Here is a 22,958-nt window from a genome sequence, read left to right on the forward strand (position 1 = left end):
CCGCCCGTCTCACGCGGGCACAAATTTCAGCGCCGCCCCGTTCATGCAATAGCGCAATCCGGTGGGTTTCGGCCCATCGTCAAACACATGGCCCAGATGCCCGCCACAGCGGCGGCAATGTACCTCGGTACGGGTGGCGAACAGGCTGCTATCGTCTTGAGTGCCAATCGCCCCATCCAACGGCTGGAAAAACGACGGCCAACCGGTGCCGCTATCAAACTTTGTCTCCGAAGCGTACAGCGGCAAATCGCAGCCCGCACACAGGAACGTCCCCTTGCGGTGTTCATCGTTCAGCGGACTTGACCCCGCCCGTTCAGTCTCAGCCTCACGCAGCACGCGATATTGCATATCGCTCAGCTTGGCCCGCCATTCGGCCTCGCTCAGGGTGATTTCAAACGTCTCAGCCCGCAGCGGCGAGGCCAAAGCAAGGGCTGCAACGGAGGCTAGAAAACTGCGGCGGCGCATGGCATTTCTCCTCTTAGGTCCGGGGATTGTATCCTAACAACGGGGCCTCACGCCGATAAGTTTCATCTTCTCACGCAGAAGCGAAGCAGAACGGAAATCGCGTGATCCCTTGCCCTTGCGGCCCTGCCCGTTATGTTCCACAAACGGACAGGATCGCGGGCCAAAGCCCGCCAGTTTGATATGGGCGACGGGCAAATGGCAGATACGATTATGAAACCCACCGAAGAAATCTCGGTTCGCGAGGTCTTTGGCATCGACACCGACATGAAGGTGAAAGGGTTTGCCGAAGCCACCGACCGGGTGCCTGCGATTGACCCGACCTATAAATTCGACCCCGACACCACTTTGGCGATTTTGGCGGGCTACGCCTACAATCGCCGCGTGATGATCCAAGGCTATCACGGCACGGGCAAATCGACGCATATCGAACAGGTCGGCGCGCGGCTGAACTGGCCGACGGTGCGGGTGAACCTCGACTCCCACATCTCCCGCATCGACCTGATCGGCAAAGACGCGATCAAGCTGCGCGACGGCAAGCAAGTCACCGAATTCCACGAAGGCATCCTGCCGTGGGCTTTGCGCAACCCCGTCGCCATCGTGTTTGATGAATACGACGCAGGCCGCGCCGACGTGATGTTCGTGATCCAGCGCGTGCTGGAGCATGACGGCAAGCTGACGCTGCTGGATCAGAACGAAATCATCACCCCGCACCCGTCGTTCCGCCTGTTTGCCACCGCGAACACAGTGGGTCTTGGCGACACCACCGGCCTTTACCACGGCACCCAGCAGATCAACCAAGCACAGATGGACCGTTGGTCGCTGGTTGCGACGCTGAACTACCTCAGCCACGACGCCGAAGCTGCCATCGTTCTGGCCAAGCGCCCGCACTACAACACCGAGAAAGGCCGCAAGGTGATCAGCCAGATGGTCACCGTCGCCGACCTGACCCGCACCGCCTTTATGAACGGCGATCTTTCCACCGTGATGTCGCCCCGCACTGTGCTGAACTGGGCCGAAAATGCCGAGATCTTCCGCAACGTTGGCTACGCCTTCCGCCTGTCGTTCCTGAACAAATGCGATGAGTTGGAGCGTCAGACGGTGGCGGAGTTCTACCAGCGTTGTTTTGCAGAAGAACTGCCGGAGTCAGCGGCATCCATGGCGATGAAGTAATGTAGGGCGGGGTTCACCCCGCCTTGCTCGACAATGGCGGGGCGAGTCCCGCCCTACCCATATCGGGACGGATCATGAATAAACCCACCGACAACCCCGCCGATCCGTTCAAGAAGGCCTTGGCTGAGGCCACCAAGACCATGGCCAACGATCCCGAAATGACCGTAACCTATTCGGTCGATCCGGCGGGGATGAACAAGGAAGGCATCCGCCTGCCGCAGGTCAGCCGACGGATGACGCGGGATGAGGTTTTGCTCGCCCGTGGCACCGCCGACGCTTTCGCGCTCCGCCGCAAGTTCCATAATGAGTCCACCGCGACGAAATACGCCCCCACCGGCCCGCTTGCGCGCGAAATCTATGACGCGATGGAAACCGCCCGTTGCGAAGCTGTCGGTGCCCGCGCCATGCCTGGCACCGCTGGCAACATTGACGCCAAAATCGCCTATGAAGCGGATCGCAAAGGCTATGCCCAGATCACCAAGCGTGAGGATGCCCCGCTTTCCGTCGCCGCAGGCTACCTTGTCCGCCATCTGGCCACAGGCCGAGACATGCCGAAAGGTGCCGCCAATGTCATGGAGATGTGGCGCGACTTCATCGAGGGCCAAGCCTCGGGTACGTTGAACACTCTCGATGATGTGCTGGACAATCAAGCCGCCTTCGCCCGCCTTGCCCGCAAGGTGATCGCGGATTTGGGCTACGGCGACCAGCTAGGCGACGACCCCGACCAGCCGGACGAGGACGAGTCTGGCGACGAAGCGCAAGAGGATCAAGACGCACCGGATTCGGAAGGGTCCGAGGAGCAGGATTCGGAAGATAGCGAAGCCTCGCCCGAGCAATCGCAAGAAGACCAGCAAGACCAATCCCAAGCCCAAGTCACCATGGAAGACTCGGCGGATATGGAGCAAGGTGACGAGGCCGAACTGCCCGAAGGCGAAGCCCCGCTTGATCCCCCGCCCCCCGCGCCCTATTCCGACGCAGACCCGAACTATACCGTCTACACCACGGATTTCGATGAGGAAATCAAAGCCGAAGATCTGGCCGAACCTGCCGAACTCGAACGCCTGCGCGCCTATCTCGACCAGCAGTTGGACCCGCTGAAAGGTGCTGTCAGCCGTTTGGCAAACAAGTTGCAACGCCGCTTGCAGGCGCAGCAAAACCGCTCATGGCTGTTCGATCTGGAAGAAGGCACGCTGGATGCGGGCCGTCTGGCGCGCGTCATCGCCAATCCCACCACACCCCTCAGCTTCAAACAGGAAAAAGACACCGAATTCCGCGACACTTGCGTGACACTCTTGATCGACAACTCCGGCTCGATGCGCGGCCGCCCAATCTCCATCGCCGCGATCTGCGCCGATGTCTTGGCGCGCACGCTGGAACGCTGTTCGGTCAAGGTTGAAATCCTCGGCTTCACCACCCGGGCTTGGAAAGGTGGCCAATCCCGTGAGCGGTGGCTGGCACAGGGCCGCGCCCAACAACCGGGCCGCCTGAACGATCTGCGCCACATCATCTACAAATCCGCCGATGCGCCATGGCGCAGGGTGCGCCCCAACTTGGGCCTGATGATGAAAGAGGGCCTCTTGAAAGAAAACATCGACGGCGAGGCACTGGAATGGGCGCACCGCCGCATGATGGCCCGCCCCGAAGCCCGCCGCATCCTGATGGTGATCTCGGATGGCGCGCCCGTCGATGACAGCACCCTATCGGTGAACCCCGCGAATTTCCTTGAAAAACACCTGCGCGATGTGATCGCCATGGTCGAGCGCAAGAAGGCGGTCGAGCTGATCGCCATCGGCATCGGCCATGACGTGACCCGCTATTATCAACGCGCCGTCACCATCACCGATGTCGAACAACTGGCGGGTGCGATGACCGAACAACTCGCCGGGCTGTTTGAGGTTGATCCAAGGAAACGCGCTAAGGCGCTGGGGATGCGTCGGGCCGGGTAAGGCCGCTCACCCGCGCGCATCCGAAGATATTTGAGCACAGAGGACCAACCATGTTTCAAAGCTTCGACACCCACGCCTCGCCAGCGCAGGGCCCCGCCCGTCTGGCGGCTTTGCGTCAGGTTCTGGCCACCGAGGGGCTGTCCGGCTTCCTTGTGCCGCGCGCCGATGTGCATCAGGGCGAATATGTCGCCGCCCGTGATGAGCGGTTGCAATGGCTGACCGGGTTTACCGGATCGGCGGGGTTTTGCATCGTTCTCCCCAATATCGCGGGCGTGTTCATCGACGGGCGCTATCGCACGCAGGTCAAGGGTCAGGTTGACCTTGAGCATTTCACCCCAGTGCCTTGGCCCGAGATCAGCGCCGGGGCATGGCTGAAACAAAACCTGACCGAGGGTTTGGTGGGCTTTGACCCATGGCTGCATACCGCCGATGAAATTGCCAAGATTGAGGTCGCTTTGGATGGCACCGGGGTGATCCTGCGCGCCTGCACCAATCAGATCGACCGGATTTGGCCAGATCAGCCGACGGCTCCGCTCGGCCGCGCCTTTGCGCATCCCGACAGCCTTGCAGGAGAAACCAGCGCGCAGAAACGTGCGCGGCTGGCAGAAGGCTTGCACGCGGCAGGCCAGACAGCGGCGGTGATCACTCTGCCCGACAGCCTTTGTTGGCTGTTGAACATCCGAGGCGCGGATGTGCCGCGCAATCCGGTGCTGCACGGCTTTGCCATCCTGCATGAAAATGCCCATGTCACTCTATTCGCCGATGCCGAGAAATTCGACGATGCCACCCGCGCCCATCTGGGCAGCGATGTGCTGCTGCGCCCGGTTTCGGCCTTCGTGCCCGCCCTGCGCACATTGCTGGGTGCCGTCCGGGTCGATCGTGGCACCGCCCCACTGGCCGTCTCAACCGAACTGACCGAGGCAGGCCTCGCCGTGGCTTGGGGCGACGATCCCTGCCGTCTGCCGAAAGCCAAGAAAACCGCCGCCGAAATCGAGGGCATGCGCGAAGCCCATCTGCGCGATGGCGCGGCGGTGGTAGAATTCCTCTGCTGGCTGGATCAACAGACCCCGAAAGGCGGCCTGTCCGAGATCGACGTGGTGTGTGCGCTTGAAGGCTTCCGCCGCGCCACCAATGTGCTGCATGACATCAGCTTCGACACGATTTGCGGATCGGGCCCGAATGGCGCGATCATGCATTACCGCGTCACCGAACAGTCCAACCGCGCGATTGGCCGCAATGAATTGTTGCTGGTGGATTCTGGGGCGCAATATCTGGACGGCACCACTGACATCACCCGCACCATTGCCGTCGGCGACCCCGGCGACTACGCCCGCGCCTGCTTCACCCGCGTCCTGCAAGGCACCATCGCGATCAGCCGTGTGCGTTGGCCCGCAGGCTATGCCGGTCGTGATCTTGACCCCCTCGCGCGCTATGCTTTGTGGCTGGCAGGGCAGGATTTCAACCACGGCACCGGCCATGGCGTTGGTGCCTTCCTGTCGGTGCATGAAGGCCCGCAGCGGCTGAGCCGCATCTCGGAAGTCCCCCTTGAACCCGGCATGATCCTGTCAAACGAGCCGGGCTATTACCGCGAGGGTGAGTTTGGCATCCGGCTGGAAAACCTGATCGTGGTGCAGCCCGCGCCCAAACTGCCCGGCGGCGATGATGAGCGCAACCAGCTCAGCTTTGAAACCCTGACCTTCGTGCCGTTTGATCGCCGCCTGATCCTGACTGCCGAACTGTCCCCCGGTGATCGCGATTGGCTCAACGCCTACCACGCCGCAACCTTGGAAAAGCTTACGCCGCGCCTGTCTGCCGAAGCGCTCGCATGGTGCCAAGCCGCCTGCGCCCCATTGTAAAGCCCGCAAACCGCACTACCCTTCTGCCAACCGCAGGAGGCGCGCATGGCTTACATTACGATCACCCCGCAAGATCGCCCGTTGACAATCACAGCGGGCGGCACGCGCTTAGGCGAAACCCGCAACGCACTTGAGCTGAAAGAGGGCAGCCACCCACCCGTCCTCTACATCCCGCGCGCCGACATCGACATGAGCCTGCTAGAAAAAACCACGCGCCAAACCACCTGCCCGCATAAGGGCCTCTGCAGCTATTACGCGATCAAAACGCCACAAGGCCCGCTGGAGAACGCTGTTTGGTCTTATGAGGCGCCAATCCCCGGCATGGAACAGATCGCGGGCCACCTTGCCTTCTACCCCGACAAGGTCACGCTGGCCTAAGCCGAAAAGATCTAAGCGTTAAGCCTCCGCCGCGACTTTCCGGATCCGCTCCACCATCGCCCGCACCCCGTTCGAGCGCTGCGACGACAAATGATCGTTCAGCCCCAGCCGCCCAAATTCTGCATGGGCATCGACCTGCGCCACCTCAGCCAGCGGCAACCCCGCATAAAGCGCGTGCAGCACCGCGATCAAGCCGCGCACGATCATCGCATCCGACTCGCCCTGAAACTCAAACCGCCCCTCGGCGATCATCGGGCGCAGCCAAACCTGACTGGCACAGCCATCAACCTTCAGCGCGGGCACCTTAAAGCTGTCGTCCAACGCAGGCATCGCTTTGCCCAAATCAATCACATGGCGATAGCGCTCCTCCCAGTCATCAAGGAACTCAAAGGTCTCGGCGATTTCTTCAAAGGCGGGCGTGGCCATGCGTCTCTCCATCTCTCCCCCCGAGGTAGTGCGCCCCAGCCCAAACGTCCAGCCCAAGCGGGCTTTTCAAACCGCCGCCAATCGGCTACCGATCTTGTAACGCCAAAGGGATGCCCATATGCGCTTTCGCCTGCCCATCGCCATTCTTGCTTTGACCGCCATGACCGCATGTGGTGGCTTTTCAAGCCGCCTGAACCCATTCAAATGGTTCAAACGCTCGGCCCCTGTTGAGGTGGTCAACACTGAGACCCCCGCCGACCCGCGCCCGTTGGTTGCAAATGTGCTGTCGATGAAGATCGAGTCCTATCCCGGCGGGGCGATCGTGCGTGCCACCGGCCTGCCACCGACGCAAGGCTTCTGGAGCGCCGAACTGGTGCCGCAGCCTTTGGATGAAAAAGGCACGTTGGTGCTGGAATTCCACGTCTTCCCACCCGTGGGGTCGGCAGCCGTGGTCAACCAACAATCGCGCGAGATTACAGTGGCCTACAACCTGTCCGACATCAAACTGCAACAGATCAATCAGATCGTCGTGCAAGGTGCCAGCAATGCCCGCGCCAGCAGCAGGTAAGCTGAGGGTGCGGGGTTAAATCCGCACCACCCGCACGTCATTGCCCTTCGCCGACAGCGCAATCTCCCCCCGGCAGAGCCGCATCGCGTCATCGCCAAACGCCTCGGCGCGCCAGCCCTTCAGCGTCTCCAGATTACGCTCTCCGGCGGCAATCGCGTCCAAATCCGAGGCAGAGGCGATCAATTTAGGCGCCACACCCAGACTCTCGGATTTCGCCTTCAACAACACCCGCAGCAAATCCGCCAAAGCCGGATTGACCTGCATCTGATCTTTTGAGAGATCCGGTTTCGGTAAATCTTCCTGCCGCATCTCCATTCCCGCCTTGATCGCCGCCAGTATCCCCTCGGCAATCTCGGTCTTGCGTCCCTCACGCAGCAACAACCGCGAGCGGCCCAATTCCTCAACATTGGTCGGCCGGGTCGAGGCCAGCTCCAACAAGGCATCGTCCTTCATCACCCGGCTGCGCGGTACGTTGTTGCCCTGCGCATATTCTTCGCGAAACCGCGCCAATTCCTTGACCACGCCCAAGAACCGCCCCGAGGTGGTGCGCGTCTTCACCCGCAACCAAGCCTCCTCGGGATGCACAGTATAGGTCGCGGGATCCGTCAGAACCGAAAGCTCCTCCTCCACCCACGCCTGCCGCCCGTTCTTCGCCAGTTGTGCGGCCAGAAACTCATAGATCACCCGCAAATGCGTCACATCCGCCAAAGCATATTCGCTCTGCGCCGAGGTCAGCGGCCGGCGCGACCAATCGGTAAACCGCGAGGTTTTATCCAAATTCTCCTTGGCGATCTTTTTCACCAAAGTCTCATAGCCGACCTGCTCACCAAAGCCACAGACCATCGCCGCGACCTGTGTGTCAAACAACGGCTTCGGGAACACATTGCCTTCCACGAAAAAGATTTCCAAATCCTGCCGGGCGGCATGGAACACCTTGACCGTCGCCTCGTGGCGAAACAGATCATACAGAGGCTCCATCGACATCGCAGACCCCTCAATCGGGTCGATCAGCACCGCGTCGCCGTCCTTGCCGGGCAGAGCCATCTGGATCAGACATAGCTTTGACCAATAGGTCCGCTCCCGCAGAAATTCGGTATCAATGGTGACGAAGGGCTTCGACTTCGCGGCTGCACAAAAAGCGGCGAGGTCTTCGGTGGTGGTGATCGTGCGCATGGGCGTCTTTCGCAAAGGGCTCACGGGGGTATCCCGCCCTTCCGCTATAGGCAGCATTGCAGAGCAAGAAAAGCCCAAGCGCTTGCTGGTAGCCAAATACTAGGAAGGAAGGCTCCAGCGCCACAGCCCCAACGCCAAAGGTGACACCCCAAACCCGCGCTGCCTTGCCAAATCGCGAACAAACAAGCCTTTGCTCTTTTCGAAATACTCCCGCCGGAGGCATCCCAAGCCACAGCTCGCACCACGCCACAGGAAAAACTCAAGTCCCACAACCCGTGTCAAAGCCTTCGAGCGGGGGCTCGATGCCCCCCGAGTAGGCCCCCCGTTACAGGTCCAGCCTGCTACGATCCCCAGCCGCAAACCGCCGCAACACCGCTGGATACAACCTATGCTCCAGCACCAACACCCGCGCCGACAGATCGGCCTCAGTGTCACCAGGTAAAACAGCAACCCGCGCTTGGCCCAAAATCGGCCCGGCATCGAGTTCCGCCGTCACCTCATGCACCGAACAACCCGCCTCAGCATCCCCCGCCGCCAAAGCTCGGGCATGGGTGTGCAGCCCCGGATACTTCGGCAACAGCGAGGGGTGAATGTTCAGCATCCGCCCTTCAAAGCGGCGTACAAACTCCGGCGTCAACACTCGCATGAAGCCAGCAAGGCAGAGAATGTCGGGTTCAGAGGCCAAAATCGGTTCCAGCAAAGCAGCTTCAAACGCCGTTCGATCCCGACCAAAAGGCCGATGATCCACCGCCGCCACCGCGACCCCCATCGCAGCCGCGTGCAGCAACCCCGGCGCGGTTGGGTCGTTAGAGCCTACAAACACCGCGCGCGCCGGATGATCCCCCACCATATCGCGCAGCAGTGCCAGCATGTTAGAGCCGCCCCCGGAAATCAGGACGGCGACGCGTTTCACAGCAGACGGCCCTTGTAGATCACGCCCTCGCCCGCAACAACGCGACCCATAACCACAACCGTCTCCCCCTCAGCCCGCAGCAAATCGCTTAAAGCCTCAGCCCGATCAGCCGCCACTACCGCAATCATCCCAATGCCGCAGTTGAAGGTTTTCAACAGTTCAGTCTCGCTCATATTGGCGGTCACAGCCAGCCACCGGAACACACCCGGCAGATCCCAAGTCGACAGATCAATCTCACACGCCAACCCCTCCGGGATCACCCGCGGCGGATTTTCCGTCAAACCGCCGCCCGTGATATGCGCCAAAGCATGCACGCCGCCTGCCCGCACACCAGCCAAAGCCTGTTTCACATAAAGCCGCGTCGGCGCGAGCAATGCCTCGCCCAAAGTCCCGTCCGAGAACGGCGACGCCGCATCCCAGCCCAGCCCCGACAGCTCCACCACCTTGCGCACAAAGGAATAGCCGTTGGAATGCACCCCGTTCGAGGTCAACCCCAGCAGCACATCGCCCTCAACCACGCCCGAAGGCAAATCCGCCCCGCGCTCCATCGCGCCCACCGCGAACCCGGCCAGATCGAAATCGCCCTTGTGATACATCCCCGGCATCTCGGCGGTCTCGCCACCGATCAACGCGCAACCGCTCGCCTCACAACCCGCCGCAATGCCGTTGATGATGCGCGTCGCTTCCTCAACGTCCAGCTTGCCAGTGGCGAAATAATCCAGGAACAACAACGGCTCGGCCCCCTGACAGACCAGATCGTTGACACACATCGCCACCAGATCAACGCCGATGGTGTCAACGCGGCCAGTATCAATCGCAATCCGCAGCTTGGTGCCCACGCCATCCGTCGCCGCCACCAAAATCGGGTCGGTGTAACCCGCCGCCTTCAGATCAAACAGCGCGCCAAAGCCGCCCAAACCCGACATCGTGCCCGGTCGTTGCGTGCGCTTTGCCGCAGGTTTGATCCGCTCTACCAAAGCATTGCCCGCATCAATATCCACGCCCGCATCGGCATAGGTCAGGCCATTGTGTCCGGTACTCATGTGCAGATTCCCCAAGCTGAAAGGCAGTTGCCGCCCCCATAAGCCATCCGGCTCGCGCGCGCAACGCAAGCGCCGCACTCTGGCACGGTTTTGTCACCCCAAACCTTGACCCCGCCCCCGCATCTGATAGGCAAAGGCAGAATGGGTCTGTAGCTCAATGGTTAGAGCAGGGCGCTCATAACGCCTTGGTTGGGGGTTCGAGTCCCTCCGGACCTACCATTCCTTAGAAATTTCAACCCGACGGCCCTGCGCCAAGCGAGGCCCCGACGCCGTAAACCATTGCAGTGATCGCCAATGAGATTATCGCCCTGCCCATCCAGCCGATACGCCCGATCAGCGGAATAAACCGCGAGATCAAGACCATCGCGGCGGCAAAGGGCAAAATAAGCCATGCCGGAGCCTGCATGAAGCCCAGCATGCCCAGCACAAAAAGAAAAAGCGCGCCGATCATGGCGCGCTTTTGGATATGAAGCCAACCGATGTCACTGGTCGAGGAACGACCGCAACTTGCGCGAACGGCTCGGGTGTTTCAGCTTGCGCAAAGCCTTCGCTTCGATCTGGCGGATACGTTCGCGAGTCACGCTGAACTGCTGGCCGACTTCTTCCAGCGTGTGATCGGTGTTCATGCCAATCCCAAACCGCATCCGTAGCACACGTTCTTCGCGCGGCGTCAGCGAGGCCAGAACCCGAGTCGTCGTCTCTTTCAGGTTTTCCTGAATAGCCGAATCCAGCGGCAGGATCGCGTTCTTGTCTTCGATGAAGTCGCCCAGTTGGCTGTCTTCTTCGTCGCCAATCGGGGTTTCCAAGGAAATCGGCTCTTTGGCGATCTTCATCACCTTGCGCACTTTTTCCAACGGCATTTGCAGCTTTTCAGCCAATTCTTCCGGTGTCGGCTCGCGGCCAATTTCGTGCAGCATTTGCCGACCGGTGCGGACCAGCTTGTTGATCGTCTCGATCATATGCACCGGAATACGGATGGTGCGGGCCTGATCGGCGATGGAGCGGGTGATCGCCTGCCTGATCCACCAAGTCGCATAAGTCGAGAACTTATATCCCCGGCGATATTCGAACTTGTCCACCGCCTTCATCAGGCCGATATTGCCTTCCTGAATAAGATCAAGGAATTGCAAACCGCGGTTGGTGTATTTCTTCGCAATCGAGATCACCAGACGCAGGTTGGCTTCGACCATTTCCTTCTTGGCCTGACGGGCTTCTTTCTCGCCCTTCTGCACTTGGTTCACAATGCGGCGGAATTCGGAAATATCGACGCCGATATAGGTGCCGACCTGCGCCATCTCGGCGCGTAAATCTTCGACCTTCTCACGGCTTTTCTCGATCAACGCCTGCCAGCCTCGGCCAGACTTGGCGGCCATTTTGTCCAGCCAATTCGGGTCAAGCTCATAGCCTTGATATTCGTCGATGAACTCGCGGCGGTTGATCCGCGCGGCATCGGCCAACTTTACCATGCCGGAGTTAATCGCCATGATCTTGCGGTTGATGCCATAAAGCTGGTCAATTAGCGCTTCAATCCGGTTGTTGTGCAGGTGAAGTTCGTTCACCAACACCACGATTTCACTGCGCAATTTCTGATAGGCGGTTTCCTCGGTGGCCGAGAACCGCGACTTTTCCGACAGGGTTGCAGACATCCTCAGATCCTGCATTTCGGCCAGCTTGGTGTAATCACGCGCGATCAGGTCGAGCGTTTCCAGCACCTTCGGCTTCAACGCCGCTTCCATCGCAGCCAGCGACATCGAGGTGCCATCATCCTCGTCGTCGTCATCATCCGAGCGCATCAGCGGATTGCCGTCCGCATCCAACTCCGGCTCGTCCCCGCCTGCCCGACGCGGCGCAGCTTCGACATCGACGCCTTCCAGATCCGCGCCAACCAGACCTTCCTCGCCATCCAAAGACCGCCCAAAGGTGGCCTCCAGATCAATCACGTCGCGCAGCAGAATGTCTTCTGACAAAAGTTCGTCGCGCCAGATGATGATCGCCTGAAACGTCAGCGGGCTTTCACAAAGCCCGGCGATCATCGTGTTGCGGCCCGCCTCGATGCGCTTGGCAATCGCGATCTCGCCTTCGCGCGACAGCAGTTCAACCGAGCCCATCTCGCGCAGATACATCCGCACCGGGTCATCGGTGCGGTCCAGCGCTTCGGTCGTGGTGGTAACAACCGCCACATCGCGCGCGCCGGACCCGGTTTCCACCAGATCGCCGCCAACCGCAGGCTCGCCTTCCTCAACATCCTCGTCTTCAATGACGTTGATGCCCATCTCGGACAGCATCGACATCACATCTTCGATTTGCTCGGACGACACCTGTTCAGGCGGCATCACGTTGTTGAGCTGCTCGTAGGTGATGTAGCCCCGCTCACGCGCGTCGGCGATCATTTTCTTGACGGCCGCTTGGCTCATATCAAGGGAAACGTCCGCCTCATCGGCTTCGGGTTTGCCGTCGTCGGTGTCTTTCGAGGCCATGAGCGCTCCTAGGTCAAAACGGGGTGGTCGGGTCGAAATAGCGAATCAGAGTCAGTCAATCGAATCAATAGCGCGAATCACGGCAGGGGAAAGCCGAATCAGTGAAATCCCCGTGATCTAACGCTTCGGGCCGTCCTTAGAGAACTGGATGCTGTCCCACAAGCTGCGGGCCCCTTCCAATTCGTCCTTATCCATCTGCACGCCATTACTGGCCATAACCGCCTCGGCCGTTTTGCCTTTCGGGCCAGCAGAGGCCGAAAACCGCGCCACATTGGCTTGGGACAGACGCCAAGTCAGGCCTTCATCGGCCAAACCTTCGATATCCTCCATTGCCTCGGCAATCTCCCGCTGCGCGCCCCGGCTGGCTTCCAGATGCGTCAGAGCCTCGGCAATGCAAAATTCGGCAAGCTCGCTGTCGGTGCGGTTTCTGACCGGCGGTGCGATTTGAACATGGGGGCGGGCGAGCAGCGCATCAAGGGCAGCGGGCGCTGCCTGCTGAATTTGGTCATAAAGCTGGGCAGGCTCGGCATCATGCCCGATCAGCAGTTGGCCGCGCAGGGCATGGTGGCCGTCTCCGATCAACTCCATGCGTTCCAGCGCAGATTCAAAGCGCCGGATCAGCCGGGGATGAAAAATCAGCACCGCTAAAATCACCGCCTCGCGCAAGACTTCCTCGGCGCGTTCGGGAGCCGCGGCGAGCATGGAATCCTTGGTAGACGCTACAGGCGGCATTTCAACCGTCGACCCAAAGCGCCCCTTCTGCCCCGGCTGGCGCGCGATAAAGGGTCTGGCTGCGCGCGGACGCTGCCCAAACAACTCCCAGCGCAACTGCTTGATATCCTCGCCATAATGGCTGCGGATCGACGGATCGGCGATGCGCTTCAGATGCGCGCGCAGGGATTTGTCCAAGGCGGCCTTGCGCTCGGGACTGTCAAATTGCTTGCCCTCAATCTCGCGCTGCCACAGCAGTTTGACCATCGGCACCGCCTGATCCAGCACGGCTTTCATCGCGCCCGCCCCCTGCGCGCGGAGCAAATCATCCGGGTCCATTCCCCCCGGCAGCACGGCAAAGCGCAAACCCTTCCCGGCCTCCAACAGCGGCAACGCCAGATCAATCACCCGCAACGCCGCCCGAATCCCCGCCGTATCGCCATCCAAAGCAATGATTGGCTCATCGGAAATCCGCCACATCAGCCGCAACTGATCTTCCGTCACTGCCGTGCCCAAAGGCGCGACCGAGGCCTTGAAACCCGCCTCGGACAGCGCAATCACATCCATGTAACCCTCGGCCACGACCAAAGCCGCGCCCTTACCGGAAGCCTCCCGCGCCGGGGCATGGTTGAACAGGCTGCGCCCTTTATCAAACAACTCCGTTTCCGGCCCATTCAGATATTTCGCCCGCGCGTTGGGGTCCATCGCCCGACCGCCCAAGGAAATCGCCCTGCCCCGGCCATCGCGGATCGGAAAAATGATCCGCCCTCGAAAGCGGTCATAAGGCGCGCCGCCATCATCCGGCTTGGCACAAACCCCTGACGCGACGATCAAATCATCCGCCACGCCCTTTTGCCGCAGCGCCAGATACAACCCCTGCCGCTGATCCGGTGCAAAGCCGATCTCCCACCGATCCTGCGCCTCCACCGATAACCCGCGCTTGGCGAGATACGCCCGCGCCTCGGATGCCGCAGAGGTGCGCAGCTGCAGGCGGAACCACTTCACCGCCTCCTCCATCACCTCAACCAGCTGCGTGCGCCTGTCCGCCACCTGTGCTGCTCGTGGATCGCGCGCAGGCATCGGCATCCCGGCCTCGCGCGCCAGAACCTCGACCGCCTCCATGAAGCCAAGGTTGTCAGTTTCCTTGATAAAGGTCACTGCATCGCCTTTGGCATGGCAGCCAAAGCAATAGTAAAACCCCTTGCGGTCATCGACGTGGAAGCTGGCGGATTTTTCCTGATGGAACGGGCAAGGCGCCCACATGTCGCCCTTGCCTTGGTTGGACTTGCGCGGATCCCACGTCACTTTCCTGCCCACAACCGAGGACAGCGAGACGCGGGTGCGCAGTTCGTCAAGGAAACCGGGTGGCAGACTCATGCCCCGTTATATCAGGTCTGATGGGTGCGCTGTCCAGTGCAGGGCGCAGCGTTGGCAAAAGTTTGAAGGGGCACGGCGTGGCGCAGGCAACCTTTTGCGGACAAAGCTTAAGAGAGTCTGAACAACCCCCCGGTAACCCATTGATTCATATAAGAGGCCCACCTGTCCACGCGTGGACACAGGTTCAGCCCAGCAGATTGCGCAGCACCCGATCAAAAATCTGTACCCCCAGCGGGGTAAGCGCATCAGGGAAATCATAATCCGGGTTATGCAGCGCCGGATGATCCTCCCCCACGCCCAGAAACAGCATCGCCGAGCGGGTGCCACCCTGCCCAAACCGCCCGAAATCCTCCGACGCCCGCATCGGTAGATCGCCCATATCATAGGGCATTGCCAAAGCCTCCAGCGCGCGGGCCAAATGCCCCGTCGCCTGCACATCATTCACCGAGGCCGCGAAATCATCGTGATGGCTGAACCGAATACCAAGCCCCTGCGCGGTTGCCTCTGCCCGCGCCAGATCCATCGCGGCCCCACGCAAAGCCGCCATCTGACCATCTTCCATCGTACGCAAGGTCGCCCAGACTTCCGCCTCTCCGGGTGCAATCCCGAACGCCGCCTCCCCCAGCCGTGCATGGGTGATCGTGACCAGTCGGTACTCAGGCCCAAGCGGCCCACCCCGCCCCAAAGCCGAAATCGCCGGGATCAGCCGCGCCAAGGCCAATGCAGGCGACAGCCCAGTTTCCGGCAAAGACGCATGGGCAGTCTTGCCCGTCAGCGTGATCTTCAGCCCCTGCGAGGCGCAATTCACTGCCCCCGCTTTCAACGCGGAATACCCAAACGGCAGCCCCGGCATGTTGTGGATCGAGAACGCCCAATCTGGCCGCAAGACCGCAAAGCGCGGATCGGCCACCACCGCAGCAGCCCCCGAGCCATCCTCCTCGGCGGGTTGGAACATCAGCACCACCCTGCCCCGCGCGGGCCTTTGACGTGCGATCAGCCGCCCCAGCCCCATCAGCAAAGTCATATGCCCGTCATGCCCGCACAGATGCCCCTTGCCGGGAATCGTCGAGCGGTGCGCAGCCACCGACAGTTCCTCAATCGGCAGCGCATCGAGTTCGGCGCGGAACAAAACCGTCGGACCATCGGCCGAACCGTTGAACACCGCAGCCACACCGTAGCCGCCCAAGTCCGTCACCACCTGATCGGGCTGAAGCACCGCCAACGCCTGCACGATCCGCGCGGCAGTCGCGGATTCCTCGCGCGATACCTCAGGGAAACGATGCAACTCACGCCGAAACGTCGTCAGCGCGCCCAAATCCGCCGCCGTCAGCATCACGCCGCCCGCGCCGCCAAGGTTTTCAGTGCCACCTCAATCTCGTGCCACGCCGTCCGCGCCATCGAGCGGAACAGCATCAGCCGGAAGCCATCCTCGGCCACCCGCAAAAGCACCATCGACATATGGTAAAGCGGGGTGCGCGCCGCCATACCCACCGGGAATGCGACAAGCCGCAAATCCATCGGCACATAGCGCGCCAATGCCTGCACCGCCAACGGCCCCTGCAAAGACAGACTAACCCAGCCACCGGATTGATCCGTCACCGCCGCCAAACCGCTTAAATCCGGGCAATCGGCGCCAACCAAAAACGCTTGCTCACGCCCCGCCCAAGCGATCATCGCCACGCCGTTCATCGCAAAACTATTCACCGCAGGAAAGCCAAAGCCCAGCGGCTTCAAAGCGTTACCGACCACATCCTCCTGCCCTGGATAGGGCGCAATCGAGCTGACCATACCATGATCCACCTCGGCCAGCACCGTCCCAGACACCACCAGCTTCTTCCCCGCCAAAGCGGTCTTTGCGATCAATTCAGGCACGCAATTTCTCCCCGTCTTTGTCGTGGAACACCGGATCACAAACCTCGGCCAGCACATCAATGCCGCGCAGCCGGTCCACCACGCGCACCGTCTCGCCATGCCATGCGCGACCATTCACCAGAAAGCCCAAGGCCAGATCGCGGTCAAACATCGGCGAATAGCCGACCGAACTGATATGACCTTGCGAGTTCACCCGGTTCAAATCCGCGCCCGGAATGAACAAATGCGCCCCCGAGGTGATCTTTTCTGCCGACAACGGCTTCAACCCGACCATCTGCGCCCGCTCAGGCCCAATCAATCCGGGGCGCGAGGCCGCCAATTTCCCGATGCAGTCCTTCTTCGCTGACAGCATCTTCGCTGCGCCAATATCAAACGCCGTCGCCCGGCCATCAATCTCGGCATGAGTGATCAGGCCCTTTTCGATCCGCAACACGTTCAGCGCTTCCATCCCGTAAGGCCCGCCGCCCATGGTTTCGGCCCGTGCCACAAGGTCACGGAACAACGCCTCACCATATCGCGTCGGCACCGCAATCTCATAGCCTTCCTCGCCCGAAAAGCTGATGCGGAACAATCGCGCTTGCACGCCGCCCACTGTCACCGCCCCCGTCGCCATGAACGGGAAGTCGCCCAAAGGCTGATCGAGATAGCCGTTCAGCAAAGCCCGCGCCATCGGTCCTGCCACCGCAAACTGCGCCCAGGACTCCGTCACCGAGATAAACCGCACATCCCAATCGGCACATTCGCTTTGATGCACGAAATCCAGATGCCGCATCACCAGACCCGCCGCCGCCGTGGTCGTGGTCATCAGGTAGTGATCCTGCCCCAGTCGCGCCGAGGTGCCATCGTCCAGCACATAGCCATCCGCCCGCAGCATCAGCCCGTACCGCACCCGACCCACCGACAAGGTGCTGAAAGTATTGGTATAAACCAGATCTAGGAACCGCCCCGCGTCCTTGCCCTGAATATCAATCTTACCCAAGGTCGAGACATCGCAGACCCCAACCGCGCCCCGCACATAGCCAATCTCACGATTGCAGGAGTCTAGCCAACTCGTCTCGCCCGGCTTCGGGAAATAGCTGGGCCGATACCACAACCCGGCCTCAATCATCGGCGCAGCCCGGTCGCGGCTGGCCTGATCCGAGGTCAAAAACCGTTGCGGCGCAAAACCATTGCCGCGCCCGCCCGCCCCCATCGCCGCAATCGACGTGGGAATAAACGGCGGCCTGAACGTCGTTGTCCCCGTCTCGGGAATCCCGCGCCCCGTGGTATCCGCCAGCACCGCCAGCGCGCCCACATTCGAGTTTTTGCCCTGATCCGGCGCCATGCCCTGCGTGGTGTAGCGCTTCATATGCTCGACAGAAGCATAGCCCTCCTGCGCTGCCAGCTTCACATCCTTGGTCGTCACATCATTGGCAAAATCAAGCCAAGCCCGGCCCTTGCCGGCCACCTGCCACAGGGGCGCGATCACATAAGGCAACCCCTCGGCAGTCGGCAAAGCCGCATCCGCCGCCGCGATATTCAGCCCGCGCAACGCCGCCCGCGCCGCCGCTTGGCCTTCGCGCAAACAGCCCAGCGTATCGAACACCCCATTGCACGCCCCTGCCGCCTGCAAATTCGGCACCGCATCTGCCAAAGGCACAAACGCCGCCAAAGACGCCTCCCACCGAGGCCGGCCGTTCAGATGGCAGGTGATATGCAGCGTCGGGTTCCAGCCGCCGGAAACCGCCAGCAAATCCGTTTCCAGCGCGAATTCACCGCCAACATGGGTGCCCGTGATCGCCCGCAACCCCAAACGACCCTTGGTATCGGTGACTTGCGCGCCCAGATACACCGGGCAATCCTCAACGGCGCTCGCATCCGTCCGGCTGTCCAAAATCGCCGCAACCGTCACGCCCGCCGCCATCAACTGCCGCGCCACAGCCCGCGCACCATCGTTGTTGGCGAACAAAGTCACCCGCTTGCCCGGCACCACACCGAATTTATTGAGATAAGTCTGCACCGCAGAAGCCAGCATGATCCCCGGCCGATCGTTCATCGGAAAGGCGATAGACCGCTCCAACGCCCCGGCCGCCAGCACTGTCCGCGCGGCCGTGATCCGCCAGAAACACTCGCGCGGCAAATCCGGGCGCGGCCCCTTATGCAGCCCCACCCGCTCAACCGCCGAGAATTGCCCGCCGTCGTAAGCCCCCGTTACCGTGGTGCGCGGCATGATCCGCACATTCGGCAGCGCCTTCAACTCAGCCTCAACCGCCGCCACCCATTCGCCCGCAGGCTTGCCATCCAGATGCGCGTCATCGGCCAGCAGACGACCGCCCAAAAGCCGATCCTCCTCGCACAAGATCACATCCGCCCCTGCCCGCGCCGCCTCCAACGCCGCCATCAAACCGCTAGGCCCAGCGCCGATCACCAGCACATCGCAAAACGCAAAGGCCTTTTCGTAATGCCCCTCATCATGCTTGCCCGACAGACTGCCAAGTCCCGCCGCCCGCCGGATGATCGGCTCGTAAATCGCCTCCCAAAACGCGCGCGGCCACATGAAGGTCTTGTAGTAAAAACCCGCCGACAGGAACGGCGACACCATATCGTTCACCGCCATCACATCGAACCGCAAGCTGGGCCAACGGTTCTGCGAGCGGGTGTTCAGCCCTTCAAAAATCTCTTGCACCGTGGCGCGCACATTGGGGGTCTGGTTCGACGCCCCAATCACCTCGATCATCGCATTGGGTTCTTCCGAGCCAGCCGTCAAAACCCCACGCGGGCGGTGATATTTGAACGACCGCCCGACCAGCTTCACCCCGTTGGCGAGCAAAGCCGAAGCCACCGTATCGCCCTTAAAGCCCTGATAGGCCTTGCCATCAAACTTAAACGAAACTGGCTTTGTCCGATCAATCAGCCCCTTACCTGCAATCCGCATGTTCAGGCCTCCTTCTGCTTGGCAACCAGTTCTGATCCCAGAACCTCATGGCTAATCGTGTTCCGCGTCACCACCATCCAAGCCCCACAGCCCGCCTCGTGATACCAGACATCCCGCATCACCCCCGCCGGATTATCACGCAGGAACAAATGGTTATCTAAATCCTCCACCATCCCCTGATCGCTGGGCCGCTTCAGATAGTCCTCGGACCCGTAGTAATAAAACTCGCGCCGATCCCGAGTGCCACAAAGGGGGCAAGGTATACGCATCAGAGGGCCTCACAGGTTGCGACGGTGACAGATGAAACAAGTTTTCGATCTTCGAAATTCAACGGGTTCTGCGGTTTCGTGACAAGCAGCAGATCAAAAACCACAGTTGCGCCCGAAGTTATGAACTGACGAAGATCGAAGCTGCTGCAAACCCTGTGGGTCAGCGTGGTGTTCAACAACGCAAGTCCGCCCTCTGAAGGCACCGAACCCGAGTCTGAATGCAGAGCAATCTCGTAGCGTGCGATCGGGCCTGTTTCAGAATCGCCGCCAAGAACAGGGTTAGGAGAGCGTGCCACAGTAGAATTGTCGCCGCCCACGACGCTACGAATTTCACCCGATGTGCGGCACCAATCAAACACGCCATTGCTCCCAAATTCGCCTGACCTTTCCAAGCAAACCGCAGCAATCGGCGTCGCTGGACTGGCGAGAAAAACCAACGCTGCCAAGGGTAAAGACCAATACATCACACTCATCTCAGTGCAAATTATGTTGGCTGCCGGTGGCTTCTTCGTCGATCACATGGCCCGAGCGGAAACGATCCAGACGGAAGCGCCGCGCGACCTCGTGGCTTTCCCCGGTAGCCATCAGATGCGCCATACACCAGCCACTCGCCGGAGCCGCTTTGAAGCCGCCATAGTTCCAGCCCGCGTCGACAAACAGCCCCTCGACATGGGTCTTGTCGATGACCGGCGATCCATCAGGGGTCATATCCATAATCCCGCCCCAAGACCGCAGCACCTTGGCCCGTCCGATCATCGGCATCAACGTCATCGCGGCTTCCATCACATGCTCGACCATCGGCAAATTGCCCCGCGCCGCGTAGCTGGAATAGAAATCGAGATCGCCGCCGAACACCAAGCCGCCCTTGTCGGACTGGCTGATATAGAAGTGCCCCATCCCGAAGCTGATCACAGAATCAATGATCGGCTTCAGCCCTTCGGTCACGAAAGCCTGCAACACATGGCTTTCAATCGGCAACCGCATCCCCGCCATCGCCGCGACCTGCGAAGACCGCCCCGCCACAACCATCCCAACCTTCTTGGCACGGATCGCCCCGCGCGTGGTCTGCACGCCCCGCACAACCCCGTTCTCAATATCAATCCCGGTGACTTCGCAGTTCTGAATCAGATCAACGCCCCGCCGATCCGCGCCGCGCGCATAACCCCAAGCCACCGCATCATGCCGCGCCGTCCCACCCCGCTTGTGCATCAACCCGCCATAAATCGGGAACCGGGTCTGCGCGAAGTCCAAATAGGGTGCGAAATCCTTGACCTGATCCAGCGTCCAGAGTTCAGCATCATCGCCCTGATTGATCATCGCATTGCCGCGCCGCGCGAGGGTATCGCGCTGCCCGTCCGAATGCGCCAAGATCAACTGGCCGCGTTGGCTGTGCATGACGTTATAGTTGAGTTCGGCCTCAAGCCCTTCCCACAGCTTCAAGGAATGGCTGTAGAACTCGGAATTTCCCGGCATGTAGTAATTCGCCCGCACAATCGTGGTGTTGCGCCCGATATTGCCTGACCCGAGATAGCCCTTTTCCAACACCGCGATATTGGTCAGCCCGTGGTTCTTCGCCAGATAATAGGCGGTCGAAAGCCCATGCCCGCCGCCGCCAATGATAATCGCATCATACTCGGCCTTAGGTGTCGGATTGCGCCATGCAGGCCCCCAGCCCTTGTTGCCGAACAACCCTTCGGTGATCACCTTCAACCCGGAATAACGCATGGGGTGGCTCCTTGCCTAGCTGCGGGCAAGTGAACCCGCTTTGCGTGGGTTATTCAACAGCCAAACCCGAATAACTGTGCCATCCGCGACAAATGGTGTCGCAAGCCTATCAAGCCTTCAGCGTTTCATCTTGGTCTAAATATCCCCGCCGGAGGCTCTAGCCTTGGCCAAAGGAGCCTCCGGCGGGGATATTTGAGCCGAGATGAAAGCCCTTACAGCCCCTTCGATTTATAGGTCGCCGCAATGCGCCCGATCGACACGATATAAGCCGCCACCCGCAGATCGCCGACTTCGGGCCGACCGTGCCAAACCTCGCGCATCGCCTGATAGGCCGTGCGCATGGTGTCATCGAGCCCTGAGCGCACCAGCGCCAACTCATCCGAACCTTGCAGGAACTTCTTCTTGAAATCCGGCGTCAACTGCCAGCCGAGATGCTGATCATTCGACAGCCGCTCCAACTCCTCGACCAAAATCCGCGAGCGGCCTTCCTCGGCGCGCCTCTGCATCCGGCCAAAGCGGATGTGGGACAGGTTCTTCACCCATTCAAAATAAGACACCGTGACGCCGCCCGCATTGGCATACATATCGGGAATGATCACGCAGCCCTTGGCGCGCAACACTTCATCCGCGCCATAGGTGATCGGGCCATTGGCGGCCTCGACGATCAACGGCGCTTGAATCCGCGCCGCGTTGGAAAGGTTGATCACCCCCTCCAGCGCCGCCGGGATCAGGATATCGCAGGCCATTTCCAGCACCTTGGCACCGTCAACGACATGCTTGGCCTTGGGATAGGCCGCGAGCAAGCCATCGTTGCGATTCATCCATTGCCGCACGTCTTCAACGTCGATGCCGTCTTCATTCACCAAGGCGCCATCACGTTCGATGATCGCGATCACCTTGGCACCATCTTCTTCCGACAGAAACTTCGCCGCGTGATAGCCAACGTTGCCCAGACCCTGAACCACCACCCGCTTGCCATCCAGATCGCCCGATAACCCCGCCATCGCCGCATCCTCCGGGTTGCGGAAGAACTCGCGCAGCGCATATTGCACGCCGCGGCCCGTCGCTTCCACACGCCCCTGAATACCGCCTGCATGCGGCGGCTTGCCGGTGACACAGGCCTTGGCGTTGATGTCGGTGGTGTTCATCCGGGCATATTGGTCGGCGATCCACGCCATTTCGCGCTCACCGGTTCCCATATCTGGGGCTGGCACGTTCTGCGCCGGATTGATCAGGTCGCGTTTGATCAGCTCATAGGCAAAGCGGCGGGTGATCTGCTCCAACTCATGCTCATCCCAAGCGCGCGGATCTATGCACAGACCGCCTTTTGATCCGCCAAACGGCGTCTCCACCAAAGCGCATTTATAGGTCATCAGCGCCGCCAGCGCTTCCACCTCATCCTGATTGACGCCCAGCGAATAGCGGATGCCGCCTTTGACCGGTTCCATATGTTCGGAATGAACCGAGCGATAGCCGACAAAGGTCTCAATCTTGCCGCGCAACCGCACGCCAAACCGCACGGTATAGGTCGAGTTACACACCCGGATTTTTTCCTGAAGACCGGGGCCAAGGTCCATCAGCGCGGTCGCCCGCCGAAACATCATATCTACGGATTCGCGAAAACTCGGCTCGCCTGCAACGCTCATGGTCGTCCTCCCAAAATGCCGTCTCTCTC

At 60.8% G+C, this 22,958-nt stretch carries 20 protein-coding genes and 1 tRNA gene; 6 read left to right on the top strand and 15 right to left on the bottom strand.

Going from position 1 to position 22,958, the window contains the following annotated elements; all coding sequences use genetic code 11:
• Nucleotides 1-9: 9 nt before the first annotated feature.
• Nucleotides 10-465: a peptide-methionine (R)-S-oxide reductase MsrB gene (gene msrB / locus AKV04_RS18805; RefSeq protein WP_054007943.1), complete on the bottom strand. Its 456-nt coding sequence runs from the start codon at nt 463-465 to the stop codon at nt 10-12.
• Nucleotides 466-660: 195 nt separating this feature from the next.
• Between msrB and cobS the strand changes: the two genes are divergently transcribed.
• From cobS to AKV04_RS18825, 4 genes are all read left to right on the top strand, one after another.
• Complete coding sequence (gene cobS, locus AKV04_RS18810) at nt 661-1,635, top strand: cobaltochelatase subunit CobS (protein ID WP_162232912.1); 975 nt, start codon at nt 661-663, stop codon at nt 1,633-1,635.
• Between the two features lie 74 nt (nt 1,636-1,709).
• Nucleotides 1,710-3,581, top strand: a complete 1,872-nt coding sequence (gene cobT / locus AKV04_RS18815) for a cobaltochelatase subunit CobT (protein WP_054007944.1) — start codon at nt 1,710-1,712, stop codon at nt 3,579-3,581.
• A 50-nt stretch (nt 3,582-3,631) separates the two neighbouring features.
• Nucleotides 3,632-5,437, top strand: a complete 1,806-nt coding sequence (locus tag AKV04_RS18820) for an aminopeptidase P family protein (RefSeq protein WP_054007945.1) — start codon at nt 3,632-3,634, stop codon at nt 5,435-5,437.
• 45 nt (nt 5,438-5,482) lie between these two features.
• The gene (locus AKV04_RS18825) at nt 5,483-5,815 is read left to right on the top strand and encodes a DUF427 domain-containing protein (protein ID WP_054007946.1); all 333 of its coding nucleotides are present in this window, start codon (nt 5,483-5,485) and stop codon (nt 5,813-5,815) included.
• Between the two features lie 18 nt (nt 5,816-5,833).
• Here AKV04_RS18825 and AKV04_RS18830 read toward each other — a convergent pair whose 3' ends face one another.
• The gene (locus tag AKV04_RS18830; RefSeq protein WP_054007947.1) at nt 5,834-6,241 is read right to left on the bottom strand and encodes a SufE family protein; all 408 of its coding nucleotides are present in this window, start codon (nt 6,239-6,241) and stop codon (nt 5,834-5,836) included.
• A gap of 118 nt (nt 6,242-6,359) precedes the next feature.
• Between AKV04_RS18830 and AKV04_RS18835 the strand changes: the two genes are divergently transcribed.
• Entirely contained in the window at nt 6,360-6,809 is a 450-nt protein-coding gene (locus AKV04_RS18835) for a hypothetical protein (RefSeq protein WP_235815707.1), read from the top strand.
• Between the two features lie 15 nt (nt 6,810-6,824).
• Here AKV04_RS18835 and rnd read toward each other — a convergent pair whose 3' ends face one another.
• The 3 genes from rnd to purM all read right to left on the bottom strand — a co-directional run bounded on the left by rnd (nt 6,825) and on the right by purM (nt 9,938).
• A complete protein-coding gene (rnd, locus tag AKV04_RS18840) occupies nt 6,825-7,982 on the bottom strand; it encodes a ribonuclease D (RefSeq protein WP_054007948.1) in 1,158 nt (385 codons plus the stop codon).
• Between the two features lie 325 nt (nt 7,983-8,307).
• Nucleotides 8,308-8,895, bottom strand: a complete 588-nt coding sequence (gene purN, locus AKV04_RS18845) for a phosphoribosylglycinamide formyltransferase (RefSeq protein ID WP_054007949.1) — start codon at nt 8,893-8,895, stop codon at nt 8,308-8,310.
• On the bottom strand, nt 8,892-9,938 hold the full coding sequence (gene purM, locus AKV04_RS18850; protein WP_054007950.1) for a phosphoribosylformylglycinamidine cyclo-ligase: 1,047 nt from the start codon (nt 9,936-9,938) through the stop codon (nt 8,892-8,894). Before purM ends, purN begins: the two co-directional genes overlap by 4 nt.
• 143 nt (nt 9,939-10,081) lie before the next feature.
• Between purM and AKV04_RS18855 the strand changes: the two genes are divergently transcribed.
• Nucleotides 10,082-10,157, top strand: a tRNA-Ile gene (locus AKV04_RS18855).
• Nucleotides 10,158-10,170: 13 nt separating this feature from the next.
• On the opposite strand, the gene AKV04_RS18860 is transcribed toward AKV04_RS18855, so the two are convergent.
• The 10 genes from AKV04_RS18860 to AKV04_RS18905 all read right to left on the bottom strand — a co-directional run bounded on the left by AKV04_RS18860 (nt 10,171) and on the right by AKV04_RS18905 (nt 22,929).
• A complete protein-coding gene (locus AKV04_RS18860; RefSeq protein WP_054007951.1) occupies nt 10,171-10,389 on the bottom strand; it encodes a hypothetical protein in 219 nt (72 codons plus the stop codon).
• 31 nt (nt 10,390-10,420) lie between these two features.
• Nucleotides 10,421-12,415 carry an RNA polymerase sigma factor RpoD gene (gene rpoD, locus AKV04_RS18865; RefSeq protein ID WP_054007952.1) on the bottom strand — a complete coding sequence of 665 codons (1,995 nt, stop codon included), beginning with the start codon at nt 12,413-12,415 and terminating at the stop codon, nt 10,421-10,423.
• A gap of 117 nt (nt 12,416-12,532) precedes the next feature.
• Nucleotides 12,533-14,503, bottom strand: coding sequence for a DNA primase (dnaG, locus tag AKV04_RS18870; RefSeq protein ID WP_054007953.1), 1,971 nt, complete (start codon nt 14,501-14,503; stop codon nt 12,533-12,535).
• A 184-nt stretch (nt 14,504-14,687) separates the two neighbouring features.
• Nucleotides 14,688-15,836 (bottom strand): amidohydrolase, encoded by a 1,149-nt coding sequence (locus tag AKV04_RS18875; RefSeq protein ID WP_054007954.1) that lies wholly within the window; start codon nt 15,834-15,836, stop codon nt 14,688-14,690.
• A complete protein-coding gene (locus AKV04_RS18880; RefSeq protein ID WP_054007955.1) occupies nt 15,836-16,375 on the bottom strand; it encodes a sarcosine oxidase subunit gamma in 540 nt (179 codons plus the stop codon). The genes AKV04_RS18875 and AKV04_RS18880 overlap by 1 nt, the downstream gene beginning before the upstream one ends.
• Complete coding sequence (locus AKV04_RS18885; RefSeq protein ID WP_054007956.1) at nt 16,368-19,289, bottom strand: sarcosine oxidase subunit alpha family protein; 2,922 nt, start codon at nt 19,287-19,289, stop codon at nt 16,368-16,370. The genes AKV04_RS18880 and AKV04_RS18885 overlap by 8 nt, the downstream gene beginning before the upstream one ends.
• A 2-nt stretch (nt 19,290-19,291) precedes the next feature.
• Nucleotides 19,292-19,558: a sarcosine oxidase subunit delta gene (locus AKV04_RS18890; RefSeq protein ID WP_054007957.1), complete on the bottom strand. Its 267-nt coding sequence runs from the start codon at nt 19,556-19,558 to the stop codon at nt 19,292-19,294.
• Nucleotides 19,558-20,022 carry a hypothetical protein gene (locus AKV04_RS18895; RefSeq protein WP_156317671.1) on the bottom strand — a complete coding sequence of 155 codons (465 nt, stop codon included), beginning with the start codon at nt 20,020-20,022 and terminating at the stop codon, nt 19,558-19,560. Before AKV04_RS18895 ends, AKV04_RS18890 begins: the two co-directional genes overlap by 1 nt.
• A 10-nt stretch (nt 20,023-20,032) precedes the next feature.
• Nucleotides 20,033-21,283: a sarcosine oxidase subunit beta family protein gene (locus tag AKV04_RS18900; RefSeq protein WP_054007959.1), complete on the bottom strand. Its 1,251-nt coding sequence runs from the start codon at nt 21,281-21,283 to the stop codon at nt 20,033-20,035.
• Between the two features lie 212 nt (nt 21,284-21,495).
• A complete protein-coding gene (locus tag AKV04_RS18905; protein WP_054007960.1) occupies nt 21,496-22,929 on the bottom strand; it encodes a Glu/Leu/Phe/Val family dehydrogenase in 1,434 nt (477 codons plus the stop codon).
• Between the last annotated feature and the right edge of the window lie 29 nt (nt 22,930-22,958).

The organism is Cypionkella psychrotolerans, assembly GCF_001294535.1.
Classification (GTDB): Bacteria; Pseudomonadota; Alphaproteobacteria; order Rhodobacterales; family Rhodobacteraceae; genus Cypionkella; species Cypionkella psychrotolerans.

Coding starts and splice junctions, on each gene's coding strand:
- msrB (WP_054007943.1), bottom strand. CDS start 465: ATGCGCCGCCGCAGTTTTCTAGCCTCCGTTGCAGCCCTTGCTTTGGCC.
- cobS (WP_162232912.1), top strand. CDS start 661: ATGGCAGATACGATTATGAAACCCACCGAAGAAATCTCGGTTCGCGAG.
- cobT (WP_054007944.1), top strand. CDS start 1,710: ATGAATAAACCCACCGACAACCCCGCCGATCCGTTCAAGAAGGCCTTG.
- AKV04_RS18820 (WP_054007945.1), top strand. CDS start 3,632: ATGTTTCAAAGCTTCGACACCCACGCCTCGCCAGCGCAGGGCCCCGCC.
- AKV04_RS18825 (WP_054007946.1), top strand. CDS start 5,483: ATGGCTTACATTACGATCACCCCGCAAGATCGCCCGTTGACAATCACA.
- AKV04_RS18830 (WP_054007947.1), bottom strand. CDS start 6,241: ATGGCCACGCCCGCCTTTGAAGAAATCGCCGAGACCTTTGAGTTCCTT.
- AKV04_RS18835 (WP_235815707.1), top strand. CDS start 6,360: ATGCGCTTTCGCCTGCCCATCGCCATTCTTGCTTTGACCGCCATGACC.
- rnd (WP_054007948.1), bottom strand. CDS start 7,982: ATGCGCACGATCACCACCACCGAAGACCTCGCCGCTTTTTGTGCAGCC.
- purM (WP_054007950.1), bottom strand. CDS start 9,938: ATGAGTACCGGACACAATGGCCTGACCTATGCCGATGCGGGCGTGGAT.
- AKV04_RS18860 (WP_054007951.1), bottom strand. CDS start 10,389: ATGATCGGCGCGCTTTTTCTTTTTGTGCTGGGCATGCTGGGCTTCATG.
- rpoD (WP_054007952.1), bottom strand. CDS start 12,415: ATGGCCTCGAAAGACACCGACGACGGCAAACCCGAAGCCGATGAGGCG.
- dnaG (WP_054007953.1), bottom strand. CDS start 14,503: ATGAGTCTGCCACCCGGTTTCCTTGACGAACTGCGCACCCGCGTCTCG.
- AKV04_RS18875 (WP_054007954.1), bottom strand. CDS start 15,836: ATGCTGACGGCGGCGGATTTGGGCGCGCTGACGACGTTTCGGCGTGAG.
- AKV04_RS18885 (WP_054007956.1), bottom strand. CDS start 19,289: ATGCGGATTGCAGGTAAGGGGCTGATTGATCGGACAAAGCCAGTTTCG.
- AKV04_RS18890 (WP_054007957.1), bottom strand. CDS start 19,558: ATGCGTATACCTTGCCCCCTTTGTGGCACTCGGGATCGGCGCGAGTTT.
- AKV04_RS18895 (WP_156317671.1), bottom strand. CDS start 20,022: ATGTATTGGTCTTTACCCTTGGCAGCGTTGGTTTTTCTCGCCAGTCCA.
- AKV04_RS18900 (WP_054007959.1), bottom strand. CDS start 21,283: ATGCGTTATTCCGGGTTGAAGGTGATCACCGAAGGGTTGTTCGGCAAC.
- AKV04_RS18905 (WP_054007960.1), bottom strand. CDS start 22,929: ATGAGCGTTGCAGGCGAGCCGAGTTTTCGCGAATCCGTAGATATGATG.